Source organism: Streptomyces kunmingensis (assembly GCF_039533535.1).
In the GTDB taxonomy this organism is placed as follows: Bacteria; Actinomycetota; Actinomycetes; order Streptomycetales; family Streptomycetaceae; genus Streptomyces; species Streptomyces kunmingensis.
The window spans coordinates 354,930-373,237 of sequence record NZ_BAAATS010000030.1; the positions used below are offsets into that span (position 1 = coordinate 354,930).

14 protein-coding genes and 1 tRNA gene are annotated in these 18,308 nt (G+C 69.4%); 12 read left to right on the plus strand and 3 right to left on the minus strand.

What is annotated here, in order from left to right; translation table 11 throughout:
* Positions 1-180: 180 nt before the first annotated feature.
* The 6 genes from ABD366_RS34925 (at position 181) to ABD366_RS34950 (ending at position 7,372) form a co-directional block, all read left to right on the plus strand.
* A complete protein-coding gene (locus ABD366_RS34925) occupies positions 181-1,227 on the plus strand; it encodes an ABC transporter substrate-binding protein (protein WP_324774909.1) in 1,047 nt (348 codons plus the stop codon).
* A gap of 4 nt (positions 1,228-1,231) precedes the next feature.
* Positions 1,232-2,110, plus strand: coding sequence for a siderophore-interacting protein (locus ABD366_RS34930; RefSeq protein WP_324774907.1), 879 nt, complete (start codon positions 1,232-1,234; stop codon positions 2,108-2,110).
* Positions 2,111-2,333: 223 nt separating this feature from the next.
* Positions 2,334-3,800 (plus strand): lysine decarboxylase DesA, encoded by a 1,467-nt coding sequence (gene desA, locus ABD366_RS34935; protein ID WP_324774904.1) that lies wholly within the window; start codon positions 2,334-2,336, stop codon positions 3,798-3,800.
* Complete coding sequence (locus ABD366_RS34940) at positions 3,784-5,064, plus strand: lysine N(6)-hydroxylase/L-ornithine N(5)-oxygenase family protein (protein WP_324774902.1); 1,281 nt, start codon at positions 3,784-3,786, stop codon at positions 5,062-5,064. The genes desA and ABD366_RS34940 overlap by 17 nt, the downstream gene beginning before the upstream one ends.
* Positions 5,061-5,603 carry a GNAT family N-acetyltransferase gene (locus tag ABD366_RS34945; protein WP_324774900.1) on the plus strand — a complete coding sequence of 181 codons (543 nt, stop codon included), beginning with the start codon at positions 5,061-5,063 and terminating at the stop codon, positions 5,601-5,603. The genes ABD366_RS34940 and ABD366_RS34945 overlap by 4 nt, the downstream gene beginning before the upstream one ends.
* On the plus strand, positions 5,600-7,372 hold the full coding sequence (locus ABD366_RS34950) for an IucA/IucC family protein (protein ID WP_324774897.1): 1,773 nt from the start codon (positions 5,600-5,602) through the stop codon (positions 7,370-7,372). The genes ABD366_RS34945 and ABD366_RS34950 overlap by 4 nt, the downstream gene beginning before the upstream one ends.
* A gap of 81 nt (positions 7,373-7,453) precedes the next feature.
* Here the strand turns inward: ABD366_RS34950 and ABD366_RS34955 are convergent, their stop codons facing one another.
* Positions 7,454-9,151, minus strand: a complete 1,698-nt coding sequence (locus ABD366_RS34955; protein WP_324774895.1) for a beta-N-acetylhexosaminidase — start codon at positions 9,149-9,151, stop codon at positions 7,454-7,456.
* Positions 9,152-9,222: 71 nt separating this feature from the next.
* On the opposite strand from ABD366_RS34955, the gene ABD366_RS34960 reads away from it, so the two are divergent.
* On the plus strand, positions 9,223-10,113 hold the full coding sequence (locus tag ABD366_RS34960) for a DUF4429 domain-containing protein (RefSeq protein ID WP_324774892.1): 891 nt from the start codon (positions 9,223-9,225) through the stop codon (positions 10,111-10,113).
* A 127-nt stretch (positions 10,114-10,240) separates the two neighbouring features.
* On the opposite strand, the gene ABD366_RS34965 is transcribed toward ABD366_RS34960, so the two are convergent.
* Entirely contained in the window at positions 10,241-11,830 is a 1,590-nt protein-coding gene (locus ABD366_RS34965; RefSeq protein ID WP_324774890.1) for a purple acid phosphatase family protein, read from the minus strand.
* 196 nt (positions 11,831-12,026) lie between these two features.
* Between ABD366_RS34965 and ABD366_RS34970 the strand changes: the two genes are divergently transcribed.
* Together ABD366_RS34970 and glmS are read left to right on the plus strand one after the other, a co-directional pair.
* Positions 12,027-12,284, plus strand: a complete 258-nt coding sequence (locus ABD366_RS34970; RefSeq protein ID WP_324774887.1) for a hypothetical protein — start codon at positions 12,027-12,029, stop codon at positions 12,282-12,284.
* A gap of 50 nt (positions 12,285-12,334) precedes the next feature.
* Positions 12,335-14,152: a glutamine--fructose-6-phosphate transaminase (isomerizing) gene (glmS, locus tag ABD366_RS34975; protein ID WP_324774885.1), complete on the plus strand. Its 1,818-nt coding sequence runs from the start codon at positions 12,335-12,337 to the stop codon at positions 14,150-14,152.
* A 291-nt stretch (positions 14,153-14,443) separates the two neighbouring features.
* Here the strand turns inward: glmS and ABD366_RS34980 are convergent, their stop codons facing one another.
* Positions 14,444-14,968: a universal stress protein gene (locus ABD366_RS34980; protein WP_324774883.1), complete on the minus strand. Its 525-nt coding sequence runs from the start codon at positions 14,966-14,968 to the stop codon at positions 14,444-14,446.
* Between the two features lie 1,184 nt (positions 14,969-16,152).
* Between ABD366_RS34980 and ABD366_RS34990 the strand changes: the two genes are divergently transcribed.
* The 3 genes from ABD366_RS34990 to ABD366_RS35000 all read left to right on the plus strand — a co-directional run bounded on the left by ABD366_RS34990 (position 16,153) and on the right by ABD366_RS35000 (position 18,294).
* Positions 16,153-17,430, plus strand: coding sequence for a helix-turn-helix domain-containing protein (locus ABD366_RS34990; RefSeq protein WP_324774881.1), 1,278 nt, complete (start codon positions 16,153-16,155; stop codon positions 17,428-17,430).
* Between the two features lie 66 nt (positions 17,431-17,496).
* On the plus strand, positions 17,497-18,099 hold the full coding sequence (gene orn, locus ABD366_RS34995; protein ID WP_324774880.1) for an oligoribonuclease: 603 nt from the start codon (positions 17,497-17,499) through the stop codon (positions 18,097-18,099).
* A gap of 122 nt (positions 18,100-18,221) precedes the next feature.
* A tRNA-His gene (locus ABD366_RS35000) sits at positions 18,222-18,294 on the plus strand.
* Positions 18,295-18,308: the final 14 nt, after the last annotated feature.

An 18,308-nucleotide genomic window follows, 5' to 3' on the forward strand; every position in this document is an offset into this window, starting at 1 on the left:
GACGACCATCAAGTACGCGGAGGTCGAGGTCGGCACCGAGCTGCCGGCGCAGACGTTCCCCGTGACCCGCGCCTCAACACCCCCCTGCCCCCTGGACATGCCAGGAACTTAGGTTAACCTTCCCTCAGTTCCGCAGAAGCGACCCGGCGCCTGGTCCGGCACGTCCGAAAGCAGCTCGTCATGCCCAACGCCCGACTGTCCCGCCCCACCCGCCGTGGCGTGCTCGCCGCCGGCGGTGCCCTCGGCCTCGGTGTCGCGCTCGCCGCCTGCGGCAACGACGACGGTGCCAAAGACAGTGGCTCGGACTCCGCGACGAAGGGCGCGTCCGGTCCCTGGTCCTTCAAGGACGACCGCGGCACCACGGTGAAGCTGGACAAGGTTCCGGCGAACATCGTCGCCTTCACCGGTGTCGGCGCGGCCCTGTGGGACTACGGCGTCCAGGTCAAGGGCGTCTTCGGCCCGACGACGACCAACGGCGGCAAGCCGGACGTCCAGGCCGGCGACATGGACGTGAAGAAGGTCACGGTCCTCGGCAACGCCTGGGGCCAGTTCAACATCGAGAAGTACGCGGGCCTCGCCCCGGACGTGCTGATCACCACGACGTTCGACTCCGCGGGCACCCTCTGGTCGGTCCCCGAGGAGTCGAAGGACAAGATCGCCAAGCTCGCCCCGAGCGTCGCGGTCTCCGTCTTCGACCGGCAGATGACGCAGCCGCTCGAGCGGATGTACGCGCTGGCCGAGTCGCTCGGCGCCGACCTGAAGGCCGACAAGGTCGTCGCGGCGAAGAAGCGGTTCGAGGACGCGGCCGCCCGGCTGCGCAAGGCCGCGAAGGCCCACCCGGACATCAAGGTCCTCGCGGGCAGCGCGAGCCAGGACATCTTCTACGTCTCCGGCACGGACCTCTCCATCGACCTGGAGTACTTCAAGGCCCTCGGCGTGAACTTCGTCGAGCCCACGGAGGCCGCGAAGAAGGAGTCCGGCGGCTGGTTCGAGAACCTGAGCTGGGAGAACGTCGACAAGCACAAGGCCGACATCATCATGATGGACGACCGCAGCCAGACCATCCAGCCGGCCGACATCGACGAGCCGACGTGGAAGCAGCTGCCCGCCGTCAAGGCCGGCCAGGTCATCCCGCGCTCCCCCGAGCCGATCCTGTCCTACGACAAGTGCGCCCCCCTCCTGGAGAACCTGGCCAAGGCCATCGAGACGGCGAAGAAGGTGTCCTGATCCCATGACCGTGACGGCCGAAGCCCCCGCTGTTACCCCTTTCCGGTTCTTCGATCTGCGAGTGGTGCGCACCCGGCAGCTCGGCCCGTCGCTGCTCAGGGTCGTTTTCACGGGCGACGAGCTCGACCGCTTCCACGGCGGCGGCCGCGACCAGTCCCTCTCGCTCTTCCTGCCGCAGCCGGGGCAGCACGCGCCCGTCCTGCCGCCCGTCGAGCCGGGCGACGACGGCCGCGCCTGGCACGCGGCGTACCGCGCGATCCCGGCCCACGAGCGCGCGGTGATGCGCTCGTACACGCTGAGCGGCCAGCGCCGCGGACCGGCCGGGACCGTCGAGGAGATCGACATCGACTTCGTCCTGCACAACGACGGTCCGGCCGCCGCCGGCCCCGCCTGCCGCTGGGCGGAGAGCGCGCGCCCCGGTGACCGGGCCGCCGTGCTCGGCCCGGCGATCGCCGACAACGCCGCCGTCCGATGCCGGCCGCCGCGGGACTTCGACCACATCCTCATGTGGGGCGACGAGACGGCTCTGCCCGCGGCGCTCGGCGTGCTCGCGTGGCTGCCCGCCTCCGTCTCGGCGCACGTCTTCCTGGAGGTCCCGCACCGCGACGACATCCAGCCGATCGTGACGGCCGCCGATGTCACCGTCACCTGGCTGGTGCGCGCCGAGGGCTGCGTCACGGCTCTCGAATCCCTGCGCAGCACGCGGCTTCCGGACTCCGTCAGCCCGTACGCCTGGCTGGCGGGCGAGTGCGGGGCCATGAAGGAGCTGCGGCGCCATCTGGTGCGCGAACGCGGTTACGACAAGCGGGCGGTGACGTTCGTCGGGTACTGGAAGCGCGGTCTGAGCGAGGACGCGCTGCGGGAGCAACCGGCCGCCGCGTAACCGAAATCCGGCCATCTCAAGGCATTCCGGTCACATACCCGGGGCGGGGTCGCGGGCTCAAATTAGGTTAGGCTAACCTAATAACGAGTTCGCGGCCCCGCCCTTTTTTTGCCCCACCAGTCCCACCGCTCGCTCCACCACCAGCTCCACCACCAGCCCCACCGCTCGCCCCACCGCCTGCCCCACCCGGGAACACCCTCATCCCCACCCGGAGGAACCGTTCATGCGCTCGCACCTGCTCAATGACACGACCGCGGAGCTGTACCGCAGTTCCGTGACCGAGGGAATCGAGCGGGTGGCGGCCAAACTCGCCACCACCGCACGGCCGTTCACGGGCGTCACCCCGGACGCCCTCGCTCCCACCATCGACGCCGTCGACCTGGACAAGCCCCTCCACGACACCATCGCCGTGCTCGACGAGCTGGAGGACGTGTACCTCCGCGACGCCGTCTACTTCCACCACCCCCGCTACCTGGCGCACCTCAACTGCCCGGTCGTCATCCCGGCCGTGCTCGGCGAGGCCATCCTCTCCGCGGTCAACTCCTCCCTCGACACCTGGGACCAGTCCGCGGGCGGCACGCTCATCGAGCGCAAGCTGATCGACTGGACCACCGCGCGGATCGGCCTCGGGCCCGCCGCCGACGGCGTCTTCACCTCCGGCGGCTCGCAGTCGAACCTCCAGGCGCTGCTCCTCGCCCGCCAGGAGGCCAAGCCGGGGCCGGAAGGGTGGGAAGGACCCGCCTCGCTCGCGAAACTGCGTATCTTCGCCTCCGAGGCCAGCCACTTCAGCGTCAAGAAGTCCGCGCAGCTGCTCGGCCTCGGCGCCGACGCCGTCGTCTCCATCCCGGTCGACCGCACGAAGCGCATGCAGACCGTGGCGCTCGCCGCCGAGCTGGAGCGCTGCCGCGCCGACGGCCTCGTCCCCATGGCCGTCGTCGCCACCGCCGGCACCACCGACTTCGGGTCCATCGACCCGCTGCCCGAGATCGCCGAGCTGTGCGCCCAGTACGACACATGGATGCATGTGGATGCCGCGTACGGCTGCGGGCTGCTCGTCTCGCCGAAGAACCGCGACCGGCTCACCGGCATCGAGCGCGCCGACTCCGTCACCGTCGACTACCACAAGTCCTTCTTCCAGCCGGTGAGTTCGAGCGCCCTGCTGGTCCGGGACGGCACCACGCTGCGCCACGCCACGTACCACGCGGAGTACCTCAACCCGCGGCGTACGGTCGCCGAGCGCATCCCCAACCAGGTCGACAAGTCCCTGCAGACGACCCGCCGCTTCGACGCGCTCAAACTGTGGATGACACTGCGCGTGATGGGCGCCGACGGCATCGGAGGCCTCTTCGACGAGGTGTGCGACCTCGCGCACGAGGGCTGGCAGCTGCTCGCCGCCGACCCGCGCTTCGACGTCGTCGTGGAGCCGAGCCTGTCCACGCTCGTCTACCGCTACATCCCGGCCGCGGTCACCGACCCCTCGGAGATCGACCGCGCCAACCTCTATGCGCGCAAAGCCCTGTTCGCCTCCGGCGACGCGGTCGTCGCCGGCACGAAGGTGGGCGACCGCCAGTTCCTGAAGTTCACCCTGCTCAACCCCGAGACGACCCTCGCCGACATCTCGGCCGTCCTCGACCTCATCGCCGGCCACGCCGAGCAGTACCTGGGAGACACCCTTGACCGCGCTTCCTGAGTCCCGTGACTCGTACGACTTCATCGGGATCGGACTCGGCCCGTTCAACCTCGGCCTCGCCTGCCTGACCGAACCCATAGCCGAGCTGAACGGTGTCTTCCTGGAGTCCAAGCCGGACTTCGAGTGGCACTCGGGCATGTTCCTCGACGGCGCCCACCTCCAGACCCCGTTCATGTCGGACCTCGTCACCCTCGCCGACCCGACGTCCCCGTACTCCTTCCTCAATTACCTGAAGGAGTCCGGGCGGCTGTACTCGTTCTACATCCGCGAGAACTTCTATCCGCTGCGTGTCGAGTACAACGACTACTGCCGCTGGGCCGCCGCGAAGCTCTCCTCGATCCGCTTCGACACCACCGTCGCCGCGGTCACGTACGACGAGAGCGACGGCCTCTACACGGCGACCACCGAGGACGGCACCACCTACCGCGCCCCGCACCTGGTCCTGGGCACCGGCACCCCGCCGCACATCCCCGAGGCCGTCCAGGGCCTCGGCGGCGACCACCTGCACAACTCCCGCTACGTGCAGCACAAGCAGGAGCTCCAGCGGAAGAAGTCGATCACCCTGGTCGGCAGCGGGCAGTCCGCCGCGGAGATCTACTACGACCTGCTCGCCGAGATCGACGTCCACGGCTACCAGCTCAACTGGGTCACGCGCTCCCCCCGCTTCTTCCCCCTCGAGTACACCAAGCTCACGCTCGAGATGACGTCCCCGGACTACATCGACTACTTCCACGCGCTGCCCGAGACCACCCGGTACTCGCTGGAGGAACGCCAGAAGGGCCTGTTCAAGGGCATCGACGGCGAGCTCGTCAACGCCATCTTCGACCTGCTCTACCAGAAGAAGCTCGGCGGCCCCGTGCCCACGCGCCTGCTCACCAACTCGGCGCTCCGCACCGCCCGTTACGAGAACGGCACGTACACCCTCGGCCTGCACCAGGAGGAGCAGGACAAGGACTTCGAGGTCGAGACCGAGGGCCTGATCCTCGCCACCGGCTATAAGTACAGCACTCCGGCCTTCCTGGAACCGGTCAAGGACCGCATCCGCCTCGACGGCCGGGGCCGCTTCGACGTCGCCCGCAACTACGCGATCGACACGACCGGGCACGGCATCTTCCTGCAGAACGCGGGCGTGCACACGCACTCGATCACCAGCCCCGACCTGGGCATGGGCGCCTACCGCAACAGCTACATCATCGGCGAGCTGCTCGGCACCGAGTACTACCCCGTCGAGAAGACCATCGCGTTCCAGGAGTTCGCTGTATGACCTTTGCAATACGCACCCTCGACCCCCTGAAGGACGCCGAACTCGTCCACGGCTGGGTCACGCACCCCAAGGCCGCGTTCTGGCTGATGGGCGACGCGACCCTCCCCGACGTGGAACGCGAGTACATGTCGATCGCCGCGGCCGGGCACCACGACGCCTTCATCGGCGAGCGGGACGGCGTGCCCGCCTTCCTGATGGAGCGCTACGACCCCCGGTACGTCGAGCTGGTCGGCCTGTACGAGCCCGAGCCCGGCGACATCGGCATGCACTTCCTCGTCGCGCCCACCGACACCCCCGAGCACGGCTTCACCCGCGCCGTGATCACCGCGGTGATGGCACACCTCTTCACCGACCCCGCGGTCGAGCGGGTCGTCGTAGAGCCCGACGTCCGCAACAAGGCGGTGCACGCGCTCAACGAGGCCGTCGGCTTCGTCCCCGACCGCGAGATCGCCAAGCCCGAGAAGACGGCGCTGCTGAGCTTCTGCACCCGCGCCCAGTTCGAAGCCGCCACCGCCAAGGGCAAGGAGGTCCGGGTATGACCCTCGCCGACACCGTCTCCCACCTCTCCCCCGAGCGCTGGGCCGAGGCCAACCGCCTCCTGGTCCGCAAGGCCCTCGCCGAGTTCAGCCACGAGCGGCTGCTCACCCCCGAGGCCCTGGACGACGGCCGCTACGCCGTCCGCAGCGACGACGGCAACACCCGCTACGAGTTCAGCGCCCGCCGACTGCGCCTGGACCACTGGCAGATACCCGCCGACTCGATCACCCGCCACCGCGACGGCACCGAACTCCCGCTGCACGCCCTGGAGTTCTTCATCGAGCTGAAGGGTTCGCTCGGCCTGTCCGACGCGATCCTGCCGGTCTACCTGGAGGAGATCTCCTCCACCCTCTCCGGCACCTGCTTCAAGCTGACGAAGCCCGACGTCACCTCGGCCGAGCTCGCCGCGACCGGTTCCTTCCAGGACATCGAGACGGGCATGACCGAGGGCCACCCGTGTTTCGTCGCGAACAACGGCCGCCTCGGCTTCGGCATCCACGAGTACCTCTCGTACGCCCCCGAGACCGCGAGCCCCGTACGTCTGATCTGGCTGGCGGCGACGCGCGAGCGGGCCGCGTTCACGGCCGGCGTCGGCCTCGCATACGAGTCGCTGCTCCGCGCCGAACTCGGCGAGGAGACCCTCGCCCGCTTCGACACGACGCTGCGCGAGCAGGGCCTCGACCCGGCCGGCTACCTGCTCATCCCGGTCCACCCGTGGCAGTGGTGGAACAAGCTGTCCGTCACCTTCGCCGCCGAGGTCGCCCAGCGCCACCTCGTGTGCCTGGGCGAGGGCGACGACGAGTACCTGGCGCAGCAGTCGATCCGTACGTTCTTCAACTCCACGTCGCCCGAGAAGCACTACGTGAAGACGGCCCTGTCGGTCATCAACATGGGCTTCATGCGCGGCCTGTCCGCGGCCTACATGGAGGCGACCCCGGCGATCAACGACTGGCTGGCCGGGCTCATCGAGAACGACGAGGTCCTCAAGGGCACGGGCCTGACGATCATCCGCGAGCGCGCGGCCGTCGGCTACCGGCACCTGGAGTACGAGGCCGCCACCGACCGCTACTCGCCGTACCGCAAGATGCTGGCGGCCCTGTGGCGCGAGTCGCCGGTGCCGTCCCTCGGCGACGGTGAGCGCCTCGCCACGATGGCGTCGCTGCTGCACGTGGACCGCGCGGGCCGCTCCTTCGCGGGCGCGCTGATCGAGCGCTCGGGGCTGACGCCGCGCGAGTGGCTGAAGCCGTACCTGAAGGCGTACCTGACGCCGCTCCTGCACAGCTTCTACGCCTATGACCTGGTGTTCATGCCGCACGGCGAGAACGTCATCCTGGTCCTGGACGAGCGCGGCACGGTCACGCGGGCGATCTTCAAGGACATCGCCGAGGAGATCGCGGTGATGGACACCGACGCGGTGCTGCCGCCGAAGGTGGACCGGATCCGGGCCGAGGTCCCCGACGACATGAAGCTCCTGTCGATCTTCACGGACGTCTTCGACTGCTTCTTCCGCTTCCTCGCGGCGAACCTGGTCGAGGACGGCGTCCTGGACGAGCCCACGTTCTGGGCGGCGGTCGCCGACTGCGTGCGCGACTACCAGGCGTCGGCGCCCCATCTGGCCGACAAGTTCGCGCAGTTCGACATGTTCGCCCCGACGTTCGCGCTGTCCGCCCTCAACCGGCTCCAGCTGCGCAACAACGAGCAGATGGTGGACCTGGCGGACCCGTCCGGCGCCCTCCAGCTGGTCGGCGACCTGGAGAACCCGATCGCGTAGCGGCGGCACATTCCCCAAGGACCGAAAGGGGCTCGGGAGACGGTCCTCCCGAGCCCCTTTCACCTGCCCACCCCTAGCCGGCTAGCTGGTCCAGGGCACCTGTGGCGACTTGTAGTAGCCGATGCCGAGCGCGTCCCAGCGCGGGGTCTGCGCGGCGAGCCGCACCTTGTACGTGTCCCAGTCGTGCGTGGCCGCGGGCGACCAGCCGAGCTCGGCGACGCCGGGCAGCCGCGGGAAGGCCATGTAGTCGAGGTGCGCGGACGTCGACAGGGTCTCCGACCACAGCGGCGCCTCGACGCCCTTCACGGCCGAACCGGGCGCGCCGGGCAGGTAGTTGCCCGGATCCCAGTCGTAGGACCGCTGCACCTCCACGTACCCCGCCCACGACAGCCCGAGTGGTGTGTCCTTCGTGTACTTCATGTCGAGGTACGTCCGGTCGGCGGGCGAGATGATGAGCCCCGTCCCGTTCTTCGCGGCGGCGGCGACCTGCGCCTTCTCCGCGGCGCTGGTCCCTTCCGTGCCCCAGTACTGCGCGAGCGCGCCCTCGGCGGGCGTGGCCGCGGTCAGCTGATGCCAGCCGACCACCGTCTTCCCGTACTTGGCGACGATCGGCTGCACCTTGTCCATGAAGGTCACGTAGTCGTCGTGGCTGGTGGAGTGCGCCTCGTCGCCGCCGATGTGGAGGTACCTGCCGGGCGTGATCGCTGCCACCTCCCGCACCACGTCGTCCACGAAGTCGTAGGTGATGTCCTTGTTGACGCACAGCGAGCTGAAGCCGACCGCGGTGCCCGTGTAGAGCGGCGGCGCGACGCCGTCGCAGTTCAGGTCGGCGTAGGAGGCGAGGGCCGCGTTCGTGTGGCTGGGCATGTCGATCTCGGGCACGACCTCCAGATACCGCGAGGACGCGTACCGCACGATGTCCTTGTACTGGGCCTTCGTGTAGTAGCCGCCCGCACCGCCGCCGACCTGCGTCGAGCCGCCGTACGTCGCGAGCTTCGGCCAGGAGTCGATGGCGATGCGCCACCCCTGGTCGTCACTCAGGTGCAGATGCAGCTTGTTGACCTTGTAGAGCGCCAACTCGTCGATGTACCGCTTCACTTGGCCGACCGTGAAGAAGTGCCGCGACACATCGAGATGCGCGCCGCGCCACTCGTAGCGCGGGCTGTCCTCGATGGTGCCGCCCGCGACGAGCCACGGCCCCGACTGCCTGCTGTCCGCCTCCACCTTCGCGGGCAGCTGCTGGCGCAGCGTCTGCACGCCGTGGAACAGCCCGGCGGCCTCGCGGGCGACGATGGTGACGGACCGCCCGCTGCTCGTCAGCCGGTACCCCTCGGCGCCGATCCCCTCGGCCTTCCCGTCCAGTTGCAGCCGGATGCCGTCGCCGGCCCGGTCGTCGGTGACGGGCAGCTTGTAGCCGGTGGAGGGGCGCAGTACGCCGGCGAGGTAGTCCCCGACCCGGCGCGCGTCACGCGACCCGTCGTCGACCCGGATCCGGGTCCTCTCCGTGATCTTGTACGCGGATCCGCCCGCGGTCGCCCTGGCGGGCGCGGGCACGATCTGCCCGAGGGGGGTGGCGGCGGCCGGTGCGGCGGCGGCCGGGACGACGGCGAGGGCGCCTGCCCCGGCGGCGACGAGCAGCAGTGAGCCCAACAGGGCTACCAGCGGCTTGCGTTGCGATCTGTAGTGCACGAACGGTCCCTTCGACGGAGTCGTTGGCGGAGTTCGTTGTGCGAGCCGAGCACGAGTGGAGCACGAGCTGAGCAACCGATCGGTCACCATGCGTACCGCCCGCCTTGCGGCGGGTCAAGGTGTAGACCAGTTGGCGGGGGGCCTGATGCCAGAATTGCCCCATGGCGGAAATCATCCAGCGCGACGGCACATGGACGTTCGACGGGGAGACGCTGCGGCTGGTGCCGGGGCGCGACAAAAATGTGAACCTGCTCCGCAAGGCCCTGGGTGAAGTGACCGTGCCGCTCCAGGCTTTGGCCGGAGTCTCCTTCGAGCACGGCAAGAAGACCGGGCGGCTGCGGCTGCGGCTGCGCGACGGCGCGGACCCGCTGCTCCAGGCGACCGGCGGCAAGCTGACGGACGGCGCGGACCCCTACCAGCTGACCGTCGAATCGGACCGGTACGGGGTCGCCGAGTACATCGTGGACGAGATCCGCAACGCGCTGCTTCTCGAACGGGTCCCGTCGTCGGCCTGCACGGCGTACGTGCTGCCGGGCCCGTCCGTGCCGCTGTCCGTCTCCGCCGGCGACGGCACGGCGAGCTTCGACGGGGAGCACATACGCCTGGAGTGGAACTGGAAGACGGAGGACGCCAAGGCCTCGGCCGGGACGCGGCTGCTCGCCCTCTCCGACATCGCGGCGGTGGAGTGGCAGCCGGCGGTGGGCCTGGAGAACGGCTGCCTGCGCTTCGTCGTCCGCTCCTCCCCGACGAAGGCGCCGCCCAAGTACGACCCGAACTCGATCGAGCTGTGGGGCTTCAAGAAGGACCCGCTGATGGCCCTGGTCGCGGCCGCCGTCCAGGCCCGCCTGCCACACCCCGGCGCGGGCTCCGCCGCCCAGAAGGAACTGCCCCCGCGTCCGGCCCCGGCACCGGACCCCGCGCCGGCCCCGCCCGAGGACGACCACGACGCACTGCTGAGGCGCTTGCGCGAACTCGGTGAGCTGCACCGGGCGGGGGTCCTGACGGACGACGAGTTCGCGGCAGCGAAGCAGGCGGTATTGAAGCGGCTCTAGCCACTTCAGCCTCATCCGGCCAGATCCAGCCCCTCCGGCGTTTGAGGAGCGGGGTCCGGGGCGGAGCCCCGTGTCGTTCGCCGTCGCACGGCCGGTGGGGGCTGAGCGCGCAGTTCCCCCGCGCCCCTTAGCGGCGTACCTTTCGAGCCACGACGAACCGGTCGATCTCCTCACCCGTCTCCGCAAGCCCCCGCACGGTAAGCGTGGCCGTACGCCCCACAGGAGCCGGCTCCACATCGACCCGCAGGAACGAGTAGTTCGTGTACCGCACCCGGGACCAGTCCACGGTCACGGACTTCTTGCTCCCGTCGGGCTGAACCACGTACGACTGGAACGGATCTACGGCCTTCTCGTGCCCCTCATACGTGTCGGCCACAGGAAACGCGTACAAACTCTTCCCGGCCGCGCCCGCCGTCACGTACACGACACCGTCCGTCTCCGGATACGCGGTGCCCCCGATCGGCAGCTCCTTGGTGACCTTGTCGCCCTTGAGCACGTCCGAACGCTCGTACACGTGGTTGTGCCCGTTGATCACGAGATCGACCGTGTACTTCTCGAACAGCGGCACCCATTCCTTGCGCACGCCCCCCTCCGAGGCGTGCGCGGTGGCGGTGCAGTACGCGCAGTGGTGGAAGAAGACGACGACGAAGTCGATGCCGGAGCCGTGTGCCCGGAACTTCTTCAGCTGTCCTTCGAACCACTTGGTCTGCGTGCCGCCGGAGAGGCCGAGGTTGGCCGGGATCTCCCAGGACACGTCGTTGGCGTCGAGCGAGATGACCGCCGTGTTGCCGTGCACGAAGGAGTACACGCTCGGCAGGTTCTTCGGGTCGGGGCCGTTGCGCGGCGGCACGAAGCGGGCCTCCTGGCCGCCGTAGCCGTGCGGCGCGTACCAGGCTTCCATGTCGTGGTTGCCGTAGCTGACCATCCACGGCACGGACTTGGCGACGGATTCGGTCTGCGCGAGGAACTGGTCCCAGGTCCGCGCGTCGAACGTGTCCGTGGTCTTCCCCTGGCCGGACGGGTCCGCGTAGGCGATGTCACCGGCGTGCAGGTGGAAGGAGGGGCCCTGGGCGAGGATCAGGCTGTCGTTGGCGAGGGCGTGGTAGCTGACGCCCTGGTCGCCGAAGGCGGTGAAGGTGAAGCGCTCCGCGCGGGCGGGCGCGGTGGTGAAGGTGCCGACGGTGCCCGCGAACTTCGGGGACGCCGGGTCGAAGCCCTGGTGCCCGACGCCGTAGTAGTACGTCCTGCCGGGCTTGAGGTGGGTCAGTTCGGCGTGCACGTAGTACTGGGTGTGGTCGGCGCTCGTGCCGACGCCCGCCGGGGTGTAGAGGGCGCGGAGCTCGGCCGGGATCTTCCGCGACAGGTCGCCGGCGTGCGCGCCGATGCGGATGTACGGGTTCTTCACGGCGACCGGCACCTGCCAGGAGACGGTCATCCGGGTGCGCGGATCGCTGCCGTACGAGAGGTGGCGGCCGAAGGGGGCGACGAGCGCACCGTCGACGTGCTCGTGCGCCGTCGCGGTGGCGGCGGAGGACGCGGCCGGGGTCGCCGCACTGGCCGCTCCCGGCACGAAGACGCCTCCCGCGACCGCGCCGAGGGTGACGGCACCGCCGCGCATCATGGTGCGGCGGGAGAACCTGCTGCGCAGGTATTCGTGCTGCTCGGCCAGGCTCCGGTCGGCCAGTTCGTCGGGTACGCCCATACGTGGAATGTCCATGGCTCGAAAGTTGCTGGGGGCACCCATCTCGCCCGGGTACGCCGGATGAACGCGGCCCGAACAAGCGGCATAACACGCTTCAAGCCTTGACCATATTCCGGCCAAGGGTCTCGCATCCCACCCATTCACCGCATCCCCTGCCCGATATCGGGCAGATTTCTTGCGAAAGCCCCGGCACTCCTCCAGGATCTACCGAGTGCACGAGGAACTGGTCGATCATCTGACCCGCAGCACGTCCCTGGGCAGGGGCGAGGCGCTGCGGGTCATCCAGGACGTGCTCGCCTACTTCGACGAATCGACGGACGCCTATGTCCGCCGACGGCACCGCGAGCTCCAGGGTCAGGGCCTGGTGAACGCGGCGATCTTCGAACAGATCACGTCGGAGCTGCGGTACCGGGCGGTGGCGCCACCGGAGCTCTCGCTCCGGCAGCTGCGCCGGATGGTCTACGGCTGACCGGGCCCGGCCCGGCACAGATCCACAATCAGAGGGGACCCTTCTTACCTATGTGCGGAATCGTCGGTTACATCGGCAAGCGTGACGTCGCGCCGCTCCTCCTCGAGGGGCTTCAGCGCCTGGAGTACCGCGGCTACGACTCCGCGGGCGTCGTGATCACCAGCCCGAAGGCCACCGGCCTGAAGATGGTCAAGGCCAAGGGCCGGGTGCGCGACCTGGAGGCCAAGGTCCCGGCCCGCTTCAAGGGCACGACCGGCATCGCCCACACCCGCTGGGCCACGCACGGCGCCCCCTCCGACGAGAACGCGCATCCGCACATGTCGGGCGACAACAAGGTCGCCGTCGTCCACAACGGCATCATCGACAACGCGGCCGAGCTGCGCGTGAAGCTGACCGCCGAGGGCGTCGAGTTCCTCTCCGAGACGGACACCGAGGTCCTCACCCACCTCATCGCCCGCTCGCAGGCGACGGACCTCGAGGACAAGGTCCGCGAGGCGCTCCGCCTCATCGAGGGCACGTACGGCATCGCGGTCGTGCACGCCGACTTCCCCGACCGCATCGTGGTCGCCCGCAACGGCTCGCCGGTCGTCCTCGGCATCGGCGACAAGGAGATGTTCGTCGCCTCGGACATCGCCGCGCTCGTCTCGCACACCCGCCAGATCGTCACCCTCGACGACGGCGAGATGGCCACCCTGAAGGCCGACGACTTCCGCACGTACACGACTGAGGGCACGCGCACCACCGCGTCCCCGACCACCGTCGAGTGGGAGGCCGCCTCCTACGACATGGGCGGCCACGACACGTACATGCACAAGGAGATCTTCGAGCAGGCCGACGCCGTGGACCGCGTGCTGCGCGGCCGCATCGACGACCGCTTCTCCACGGTGCATTTGGGCGGCCTGAACCTGGACGCCCGCGAGGCCCGCTCCGTGCGCCGCGTGAAGATCCTCGGCTGCGGCACCTCGTACCACGCCGGTCTGATCGGCGCGCAGATGATCGAGGAGCTGGCCCGCATCCCCGCGGACGCCGAGCCGGCCTCCGAGTTCCGCTACCGCAACGCGGTCGTCGACCCCGACACCCTCTACATCGCGGTCTCCCAGTCCGGCGAGACCTATGACGTCCTCGCCGCCGTCCAGGAGCTGAAGCGCAAGGGCGCCCGGGTCTTCGGCGTCGTGAACGTGGTCGGCTCGGCGATCGCCCGTGAGTCGGACGCGGGCGTCTACGTCCACGCGGGCCCCGAGGTCTGCGTCGTCTCCACCAAGTGCTTCACCAACACCACGGTCGCCTTCGCGCTCCTGGCCCTGCACCTCGGCCGCATCCGCGACCTGTCCGTCGCCGACGGCAAGCGCATCATCGAGGGCCTGCGCAAGCTGCCCGCCCAGATCACCGCGATCCTGGAGCAGGAGGCGGAGATCGAGGAGATCGCGAAGGAGTACGCGGACGCCCGCTCGATGATGTTCATCGGACGCGTCCGGGGCTACCCGGTGGCCCGCGAGGCGTCCCTGAAGCTCAAGGAGGTCTCGTACATCCACGCCGAGGCCTACCCCGCGTCCGAGCTCAAGCACGGTCCGCTGGCCCTGATCGAGCCGGCGCTGCCCACGGTCGCGATCGTCCCCGACGACGACCTGCTGGAGAAGAACCGCGCCGCGCTCGAGGAGATCAAGGCCCGCTCCGGCCGCATCCTCGCCGTGGCGCACCAGGAGCAGGAGAAGGCCGACCGCACCATCATCGTCCCGAAGAACGAGGACGAGCTCGACCCGATCCTGATGGGCATCCCGCTCCAACTCCTCGCCTACCACACGGCGTTGGCCCTCGGCCGCGACATCGACAAGCCGCGCAACCTGGCGAAGTCCGTGACGGTGGAGTAGCCCGCCCCACGTCACTTCCGGCGCGACGAACGAACGGGTCCCATGCGCGCCACCCTGCGCATGGGACCCGTTCCAGAAGGGCCGGGGTCGCCCATTACCCCGGCCCTGTTGTCCGGCGACCGGTATGTACCCTTCACAAGGGCACGAACCACCTCTACGCGCGGGTAGATTTATCCGTTCCGGAAAATCGGTGACAGCCCAATGCGGTGACAGCCCAACGCAGCTTCCGCATACATGAGTTGAAGACTCACAGCCCGTAGCACGCCCGCAGGCCCCAGCGGCTGAGCCCGGTCAGGGAATGACGACCACGGGCCGCTGCGCCCGCCGCGCGAGCCGCCCCGCTACCGAGCCGAAGATCCGCCCGACGAGCCCGTGCGTGGAGCCGACGACGATGGCGTCCGCGGAGTACTCGTGCCCGACCTCCTCCAGCTCGTGGCAGATGTCGCCGCCACGCTCGACGAGGATCCAGGGCACCTCGGACAGATACTCCGCACAGGCCAGCTCGAGCCCGAGCACCTCGGTGCGGTGGTCCGGCACGTCGACGAAGACCGGGGGCTCGCAGCCGGCCCACACGGTGGTGGGCAGCCGGTTGGCGACATGGACGATGATCAGCCCGGAGCCCGAACGGTGGGCCATGCCGATCGCGTAGGCCAGCGCGCGCTCGCTCGACATCGAACCGTCGAATCCGACGACGACTCCGTGCCGGAAAGCGGGATCACAGGCGTGACGTGTCTCTTCCGCCGCCAGGGGCGTCGCCAGGGGATCGGCGACCTGCCGCTCGCGGTCCGCGGGTTCAGGAATCTCGTGACCGGCCATGAGTGTCTCGGCGTGTACCTCGTGGGCCTCTGGAGGAGGGGAACGGTATGAGGGGAACGACAACGGACCCGGCGGAGCTGTGTCCGGGAATCATCTTCCCAACCCCATACCCCCAAGGGTACGGCGACACTCCTCCTCTGCCCAGTCTCGGACCCGCCGCCGGGCCTGCTTCCCGCCCGGTGAGGGGTCACGCTCCGCAGCGTTCAGGGGAGCATGCACGAGGCCCCGCCCGTATGGCAATGGTTGCTGCCCCGTACAGGCGTTTTGCGCACTCTTGTGGCCGCAGTCCGGGGTGCGTCAAGTGACCGGCGCGGCAGCCGCGCGTTGAACTCCCGAACCGAAGACACAGGGAGCACGCCGTGCCCGGACCGACCCCCGCGCACCACGCCGCCGACCGCGCCGCCGAGCGCGCCACGACCGCGCGCCGGAGCGTTCCGGCGCCCGCCCGGGCGCCCGAACCGCAGACCCGGGCGGAGGGAGGCCCCCTCGCGCCCCCCGCGACCACGGACGGCGTGGGCGACGTCATCCGCTGGGCGGCGTTCAGCTGTGTTCTGGTGCCGCTCGTCCTCGTGGGGTACGGCATTTCGGCCGCGGGCGCCGGCGGGGCCGCGCTGGGTCTCGCGGCGGTCACGGCCGCGTGCCGATTGTTGCTGCGTCAGTCAGAACGTGGCGCAGCACAGTTGCACAGTGAACAGTATTGCGGCCATCGTGGGCGTCACGGGCGAAGCGGCCCGGGGGCGCACCGCGGGGGGCGCCGGGCGGACCGTGGTGCGCCGGTGGAGTGAGCCTGCGCCACCCGCCACTCCGTATATTTTCAGCCAACTTCGCCATGGGGCACATCCCTTGTCCGGAGCCTCCCCCAACCCCCGTTCCACCAGGGCTGAAAGGACCCCCGAGGGCGCCTGCGCCCTACGGGGACCGGCCACTGACTTGAGGCGTACTTCCCAGCAACGCTCGTGAGTGCAACGCTTCGTGATCGACTGCTTCACGCCACGTTGCCATGTCGACAATGTGCCAGGTCTTTAACTGGTCACGACGGCACCACGGGACACAGTAGATTCGATCATGACTGTCTGATCTGTAGGCGGCGGGGGACTTCGTGCAGGACCGAGGGGAAACGTGCAGGAGCGAACAGCCCGTCAAAATATTGAGGGAGCCGCGATCACCGAGGGGGGCTTAGCAGGATGAGCCACGACTCCACCACCGCGCCGGAGGCGGCGGCTCGCAAGCTGGCGGGGCGCCGCCGACGAGAGATCGTCGCGGTGCTGCTGTTCAGCGGCGGACCCATCTTCGAGAGTTCAATTCCGCTCTCCGTGTTCGGAATCGACCGTCAGGACGCGGGAGTTCCCCGGTACCGGTTGCTCGTGTGCGCCGGTGAAGAGGGACCGTTGCGCACCACTGGGGGACTTGAACTCACCGCGCCGCACGGGCTCGAGGCGATCTCGCGGGCGGGCACGGTCGTCGTGCCGGCCTGGCGGTCGATCACCTCGCCGCCACCGGAGGAGGCGCTGGACGCGATTCGTCGCGCCCACGAGGAAGGAGCGCGCATCGTCGGCCTGTGCACCGGCGCGTTCGTGCTCGCCGCGGCCGGTCTGCTCGACGGCCGGCCGGCCACCACGCACTGGATGTACGCGCCGACGCTCGCCAAGCGCTATCCGTCGGTCCATGTGGACCCGCGCGAGCTCTTCGTCGACGACGGAGACGTACTGACGAGCGCCGGTACGGCGGCCGGTATCGACCTGTGCCTGCACATAGTGCGCACGGACCACGGGAACGAGGCGGCCGGAGCGCTCGCCCGCCGACTGGTGGTCCCACCGCGCCGAAGCGGCGGCCAGGAGCGCTATCTCGACAGGTCTTTACCTGAGGAGATCGGCGCGGACCCGCTGGCCGAGGTCGTCGCCTGGGCCCTTGAGCACCTCCACGAGCAGTTCGACGTGGAGACGCTGGCGGCCCGCGCCTATATGAGCCGCCGTACGTTCGACCGGCGCTTCCGCTCACTGACCGGAAGTGCTCCCCTGCAGTGGCTGATCACCCAGCGGGTGCTGCAGGCGCAGCGGCTCCTGGAGACCTCCGACTACTCGGTCGACGAGGTCGCCGGGCGCTGCGGCTTCCGCTCGCCGGTCGCGCTGCGCGGACACTTCCGGCGCCAGCTGGGCTCGTCCCCGGCCGCGTACCGGGCCGCGTACCGGGCGCGCCGGCCACAGGCGGGCGACTCCGGGGCGGCCGCCAAGGCGGACAGGCCGTTGGACATCGCGCCGCTGCAAGGCCCCGAGACCCCGGGCCCCGGTCCCGTACCCGCACAGTCCCGGCGCACCGCCGCCGCGCACGCGCTCGGCGCGCCCGCGGCCTCGATGCCGACGGGGCCGATGGGCCCCACGGGGCACACCGAGGGCGGTAAACCGACGTCCGACGCGTACGCGCCGGGCCGGGCGAGCCTGCCCGGTCCGCGCACGGCACCGTAACAACCGGAACAGGAGCTGACGCCCGTCGTCTGCCAGCGGGAAGGTCCGACCCGTAGGGTTACTCGCATGAACGATCGCATGGTGTGGATCGACTGCGAGATGACCGGACTCTCGCTGGCGAACGACGCGCTCATCGAGGTGGCCGCACTGGTCACCGATTCGGAGCTGAACGTACTCGGCGACGGTGTGGACATCGTGATCCGCCCGCCGGACGAGGCCCTGGAGACGATGCCCGAGGTGGTGCGCAATATGCACACCGCCTCGGGTCTCCTCGACGAGCTGGCGGGCGGAACGACGCTCGCGGACGCCGAGGAGCAGGTTCTCTCCTATGTACGTGAGCACGTCAAGGATGCGGGCAAGGCCCCGCTGTGCGGGAACTCGGTCGGTACCGACCGCGGATTCCTGCTGCGTGACATGCCGACGCTGGAGGAGTACCTCCACTACCGGATCGTCGATGTGTCCTCGGTCAAGGAACTGGCCCGGCGCTGGTACCCGAGGGCGTACTTCAACAGTCCGGAGAAGAACGGCAACCACCGGGCACTCGCCGACATCCGCGAGTCCATCGCCGAGCTGCGCTACTACCGTGAGGCGATCTTCGTCCCGCAGCCCGGGCCCGACTCCGACACCGCGAAGACGATCGCGGCGAAGTACGTCCTGCCTGCGCAATAGCCCGTTTCACGGCTGTCCCACGTCCGTCCGTACGGGGCCCGGAAAAGGGGTGCGCGAGCACCCCTCCGGACCCTGTACACTTTTTCTCGGCCGGTCAGAAGAACGACAAAAGACCGGACATGGTGGGTGTAGCTCAGTTGGTAGAGCACCTGGTTGTGGTCCAGGTGGCCGCGGGTTCAAGTCCCGTCACTCACCCTGCAAGACCGAAG

Excerpts from the sequence above, each read along its gene's own strand:
- glmS (WP_324774885.1), top strand. The coding sequence starts at position 12,335 with ATGTGCGGAATCGTCGGTTACATCGGCAAGCGTGACGTCGCGCCGCTC.
- ABD366_RS34930 (WP_324774907.1), top strand. The coding sequence starts at position 1,232 with ATGACCGTGACGGCCGAAGCCCCCGCTGTTACCCCTTTCCGGTTCTTC.
- ABD366_RS34965 (WP_324774890.1), bottom strand. The coding sequence starts at position 11,830 with ATGGACATTCCACGTATGGGCGTACCCGACGAACTGGCCGACCGGAGC.
- ABD366_RS34925 (WP_324774909.1), top strand. The coding sequence starts at position 181 with ATGCCCAACGCCCGACTGTCCCGCCCCACCCGCCGTGGCGTGCTCGCC.
- ABD366_RS34990 (WP_324774881.1), top strand. The coding sequence starts at position 16,153 with ATGAGCCACGACTCCACCACCGCGCCGGAGGCGGCGGCTCGCAAGCTG.
- ABD366_RS34945 (WP_324774900.1), top strand. The coding sequence starts at position 5,061 with ATGACCTTTGCAATACGCACCCTCGACCCCCTGAAGGACGCCGAACTC.
- ABD366_RS34980 (WP_324774883.1), bottom strand. The coding sequence starts at position 14,968 with ATGGCCGGTCACGAGATTCCTGAACCCGCGGACCGCGAGCGGCAGGTC.
- ABD366_RS34950 (WP_324774897.1), top strand. The coding sequence starts at position 5,600 with ATGACCCTCGCCGACACCGTCTCCCACCTCTCCCCCGAGCGCTGGGCC.
- ABD366_RS34955 (WP_324774895.1), bottom strand. The coding sequence starts at position 9,151 with ATGGTGACCGATCGGTTGCTCAGCTCGTGCTCCACTCGTGCTCGGCTC.
- desA (WP_324774904.1), top strand. The coding sequence starts at position 2,334 with ATGCGCTCGCACCTGCTCAATGACACGACCGCGGAGCTGTACCGCAGT.
- orn (WP_324774880.1), top strand. The coding sequence starts at position 17,497 with ATGAACGATCGCATGGTGTGGATCGACTGCGAGATGACCGGACTCTCG.
- ABD366_RS34960 (WP_324774892.1), top strand. The coding sequence starts at position 9,223 with ATGGCGGAAATCATCCAGCGCGACGGCACATGGACGTTCGACGGGGAG.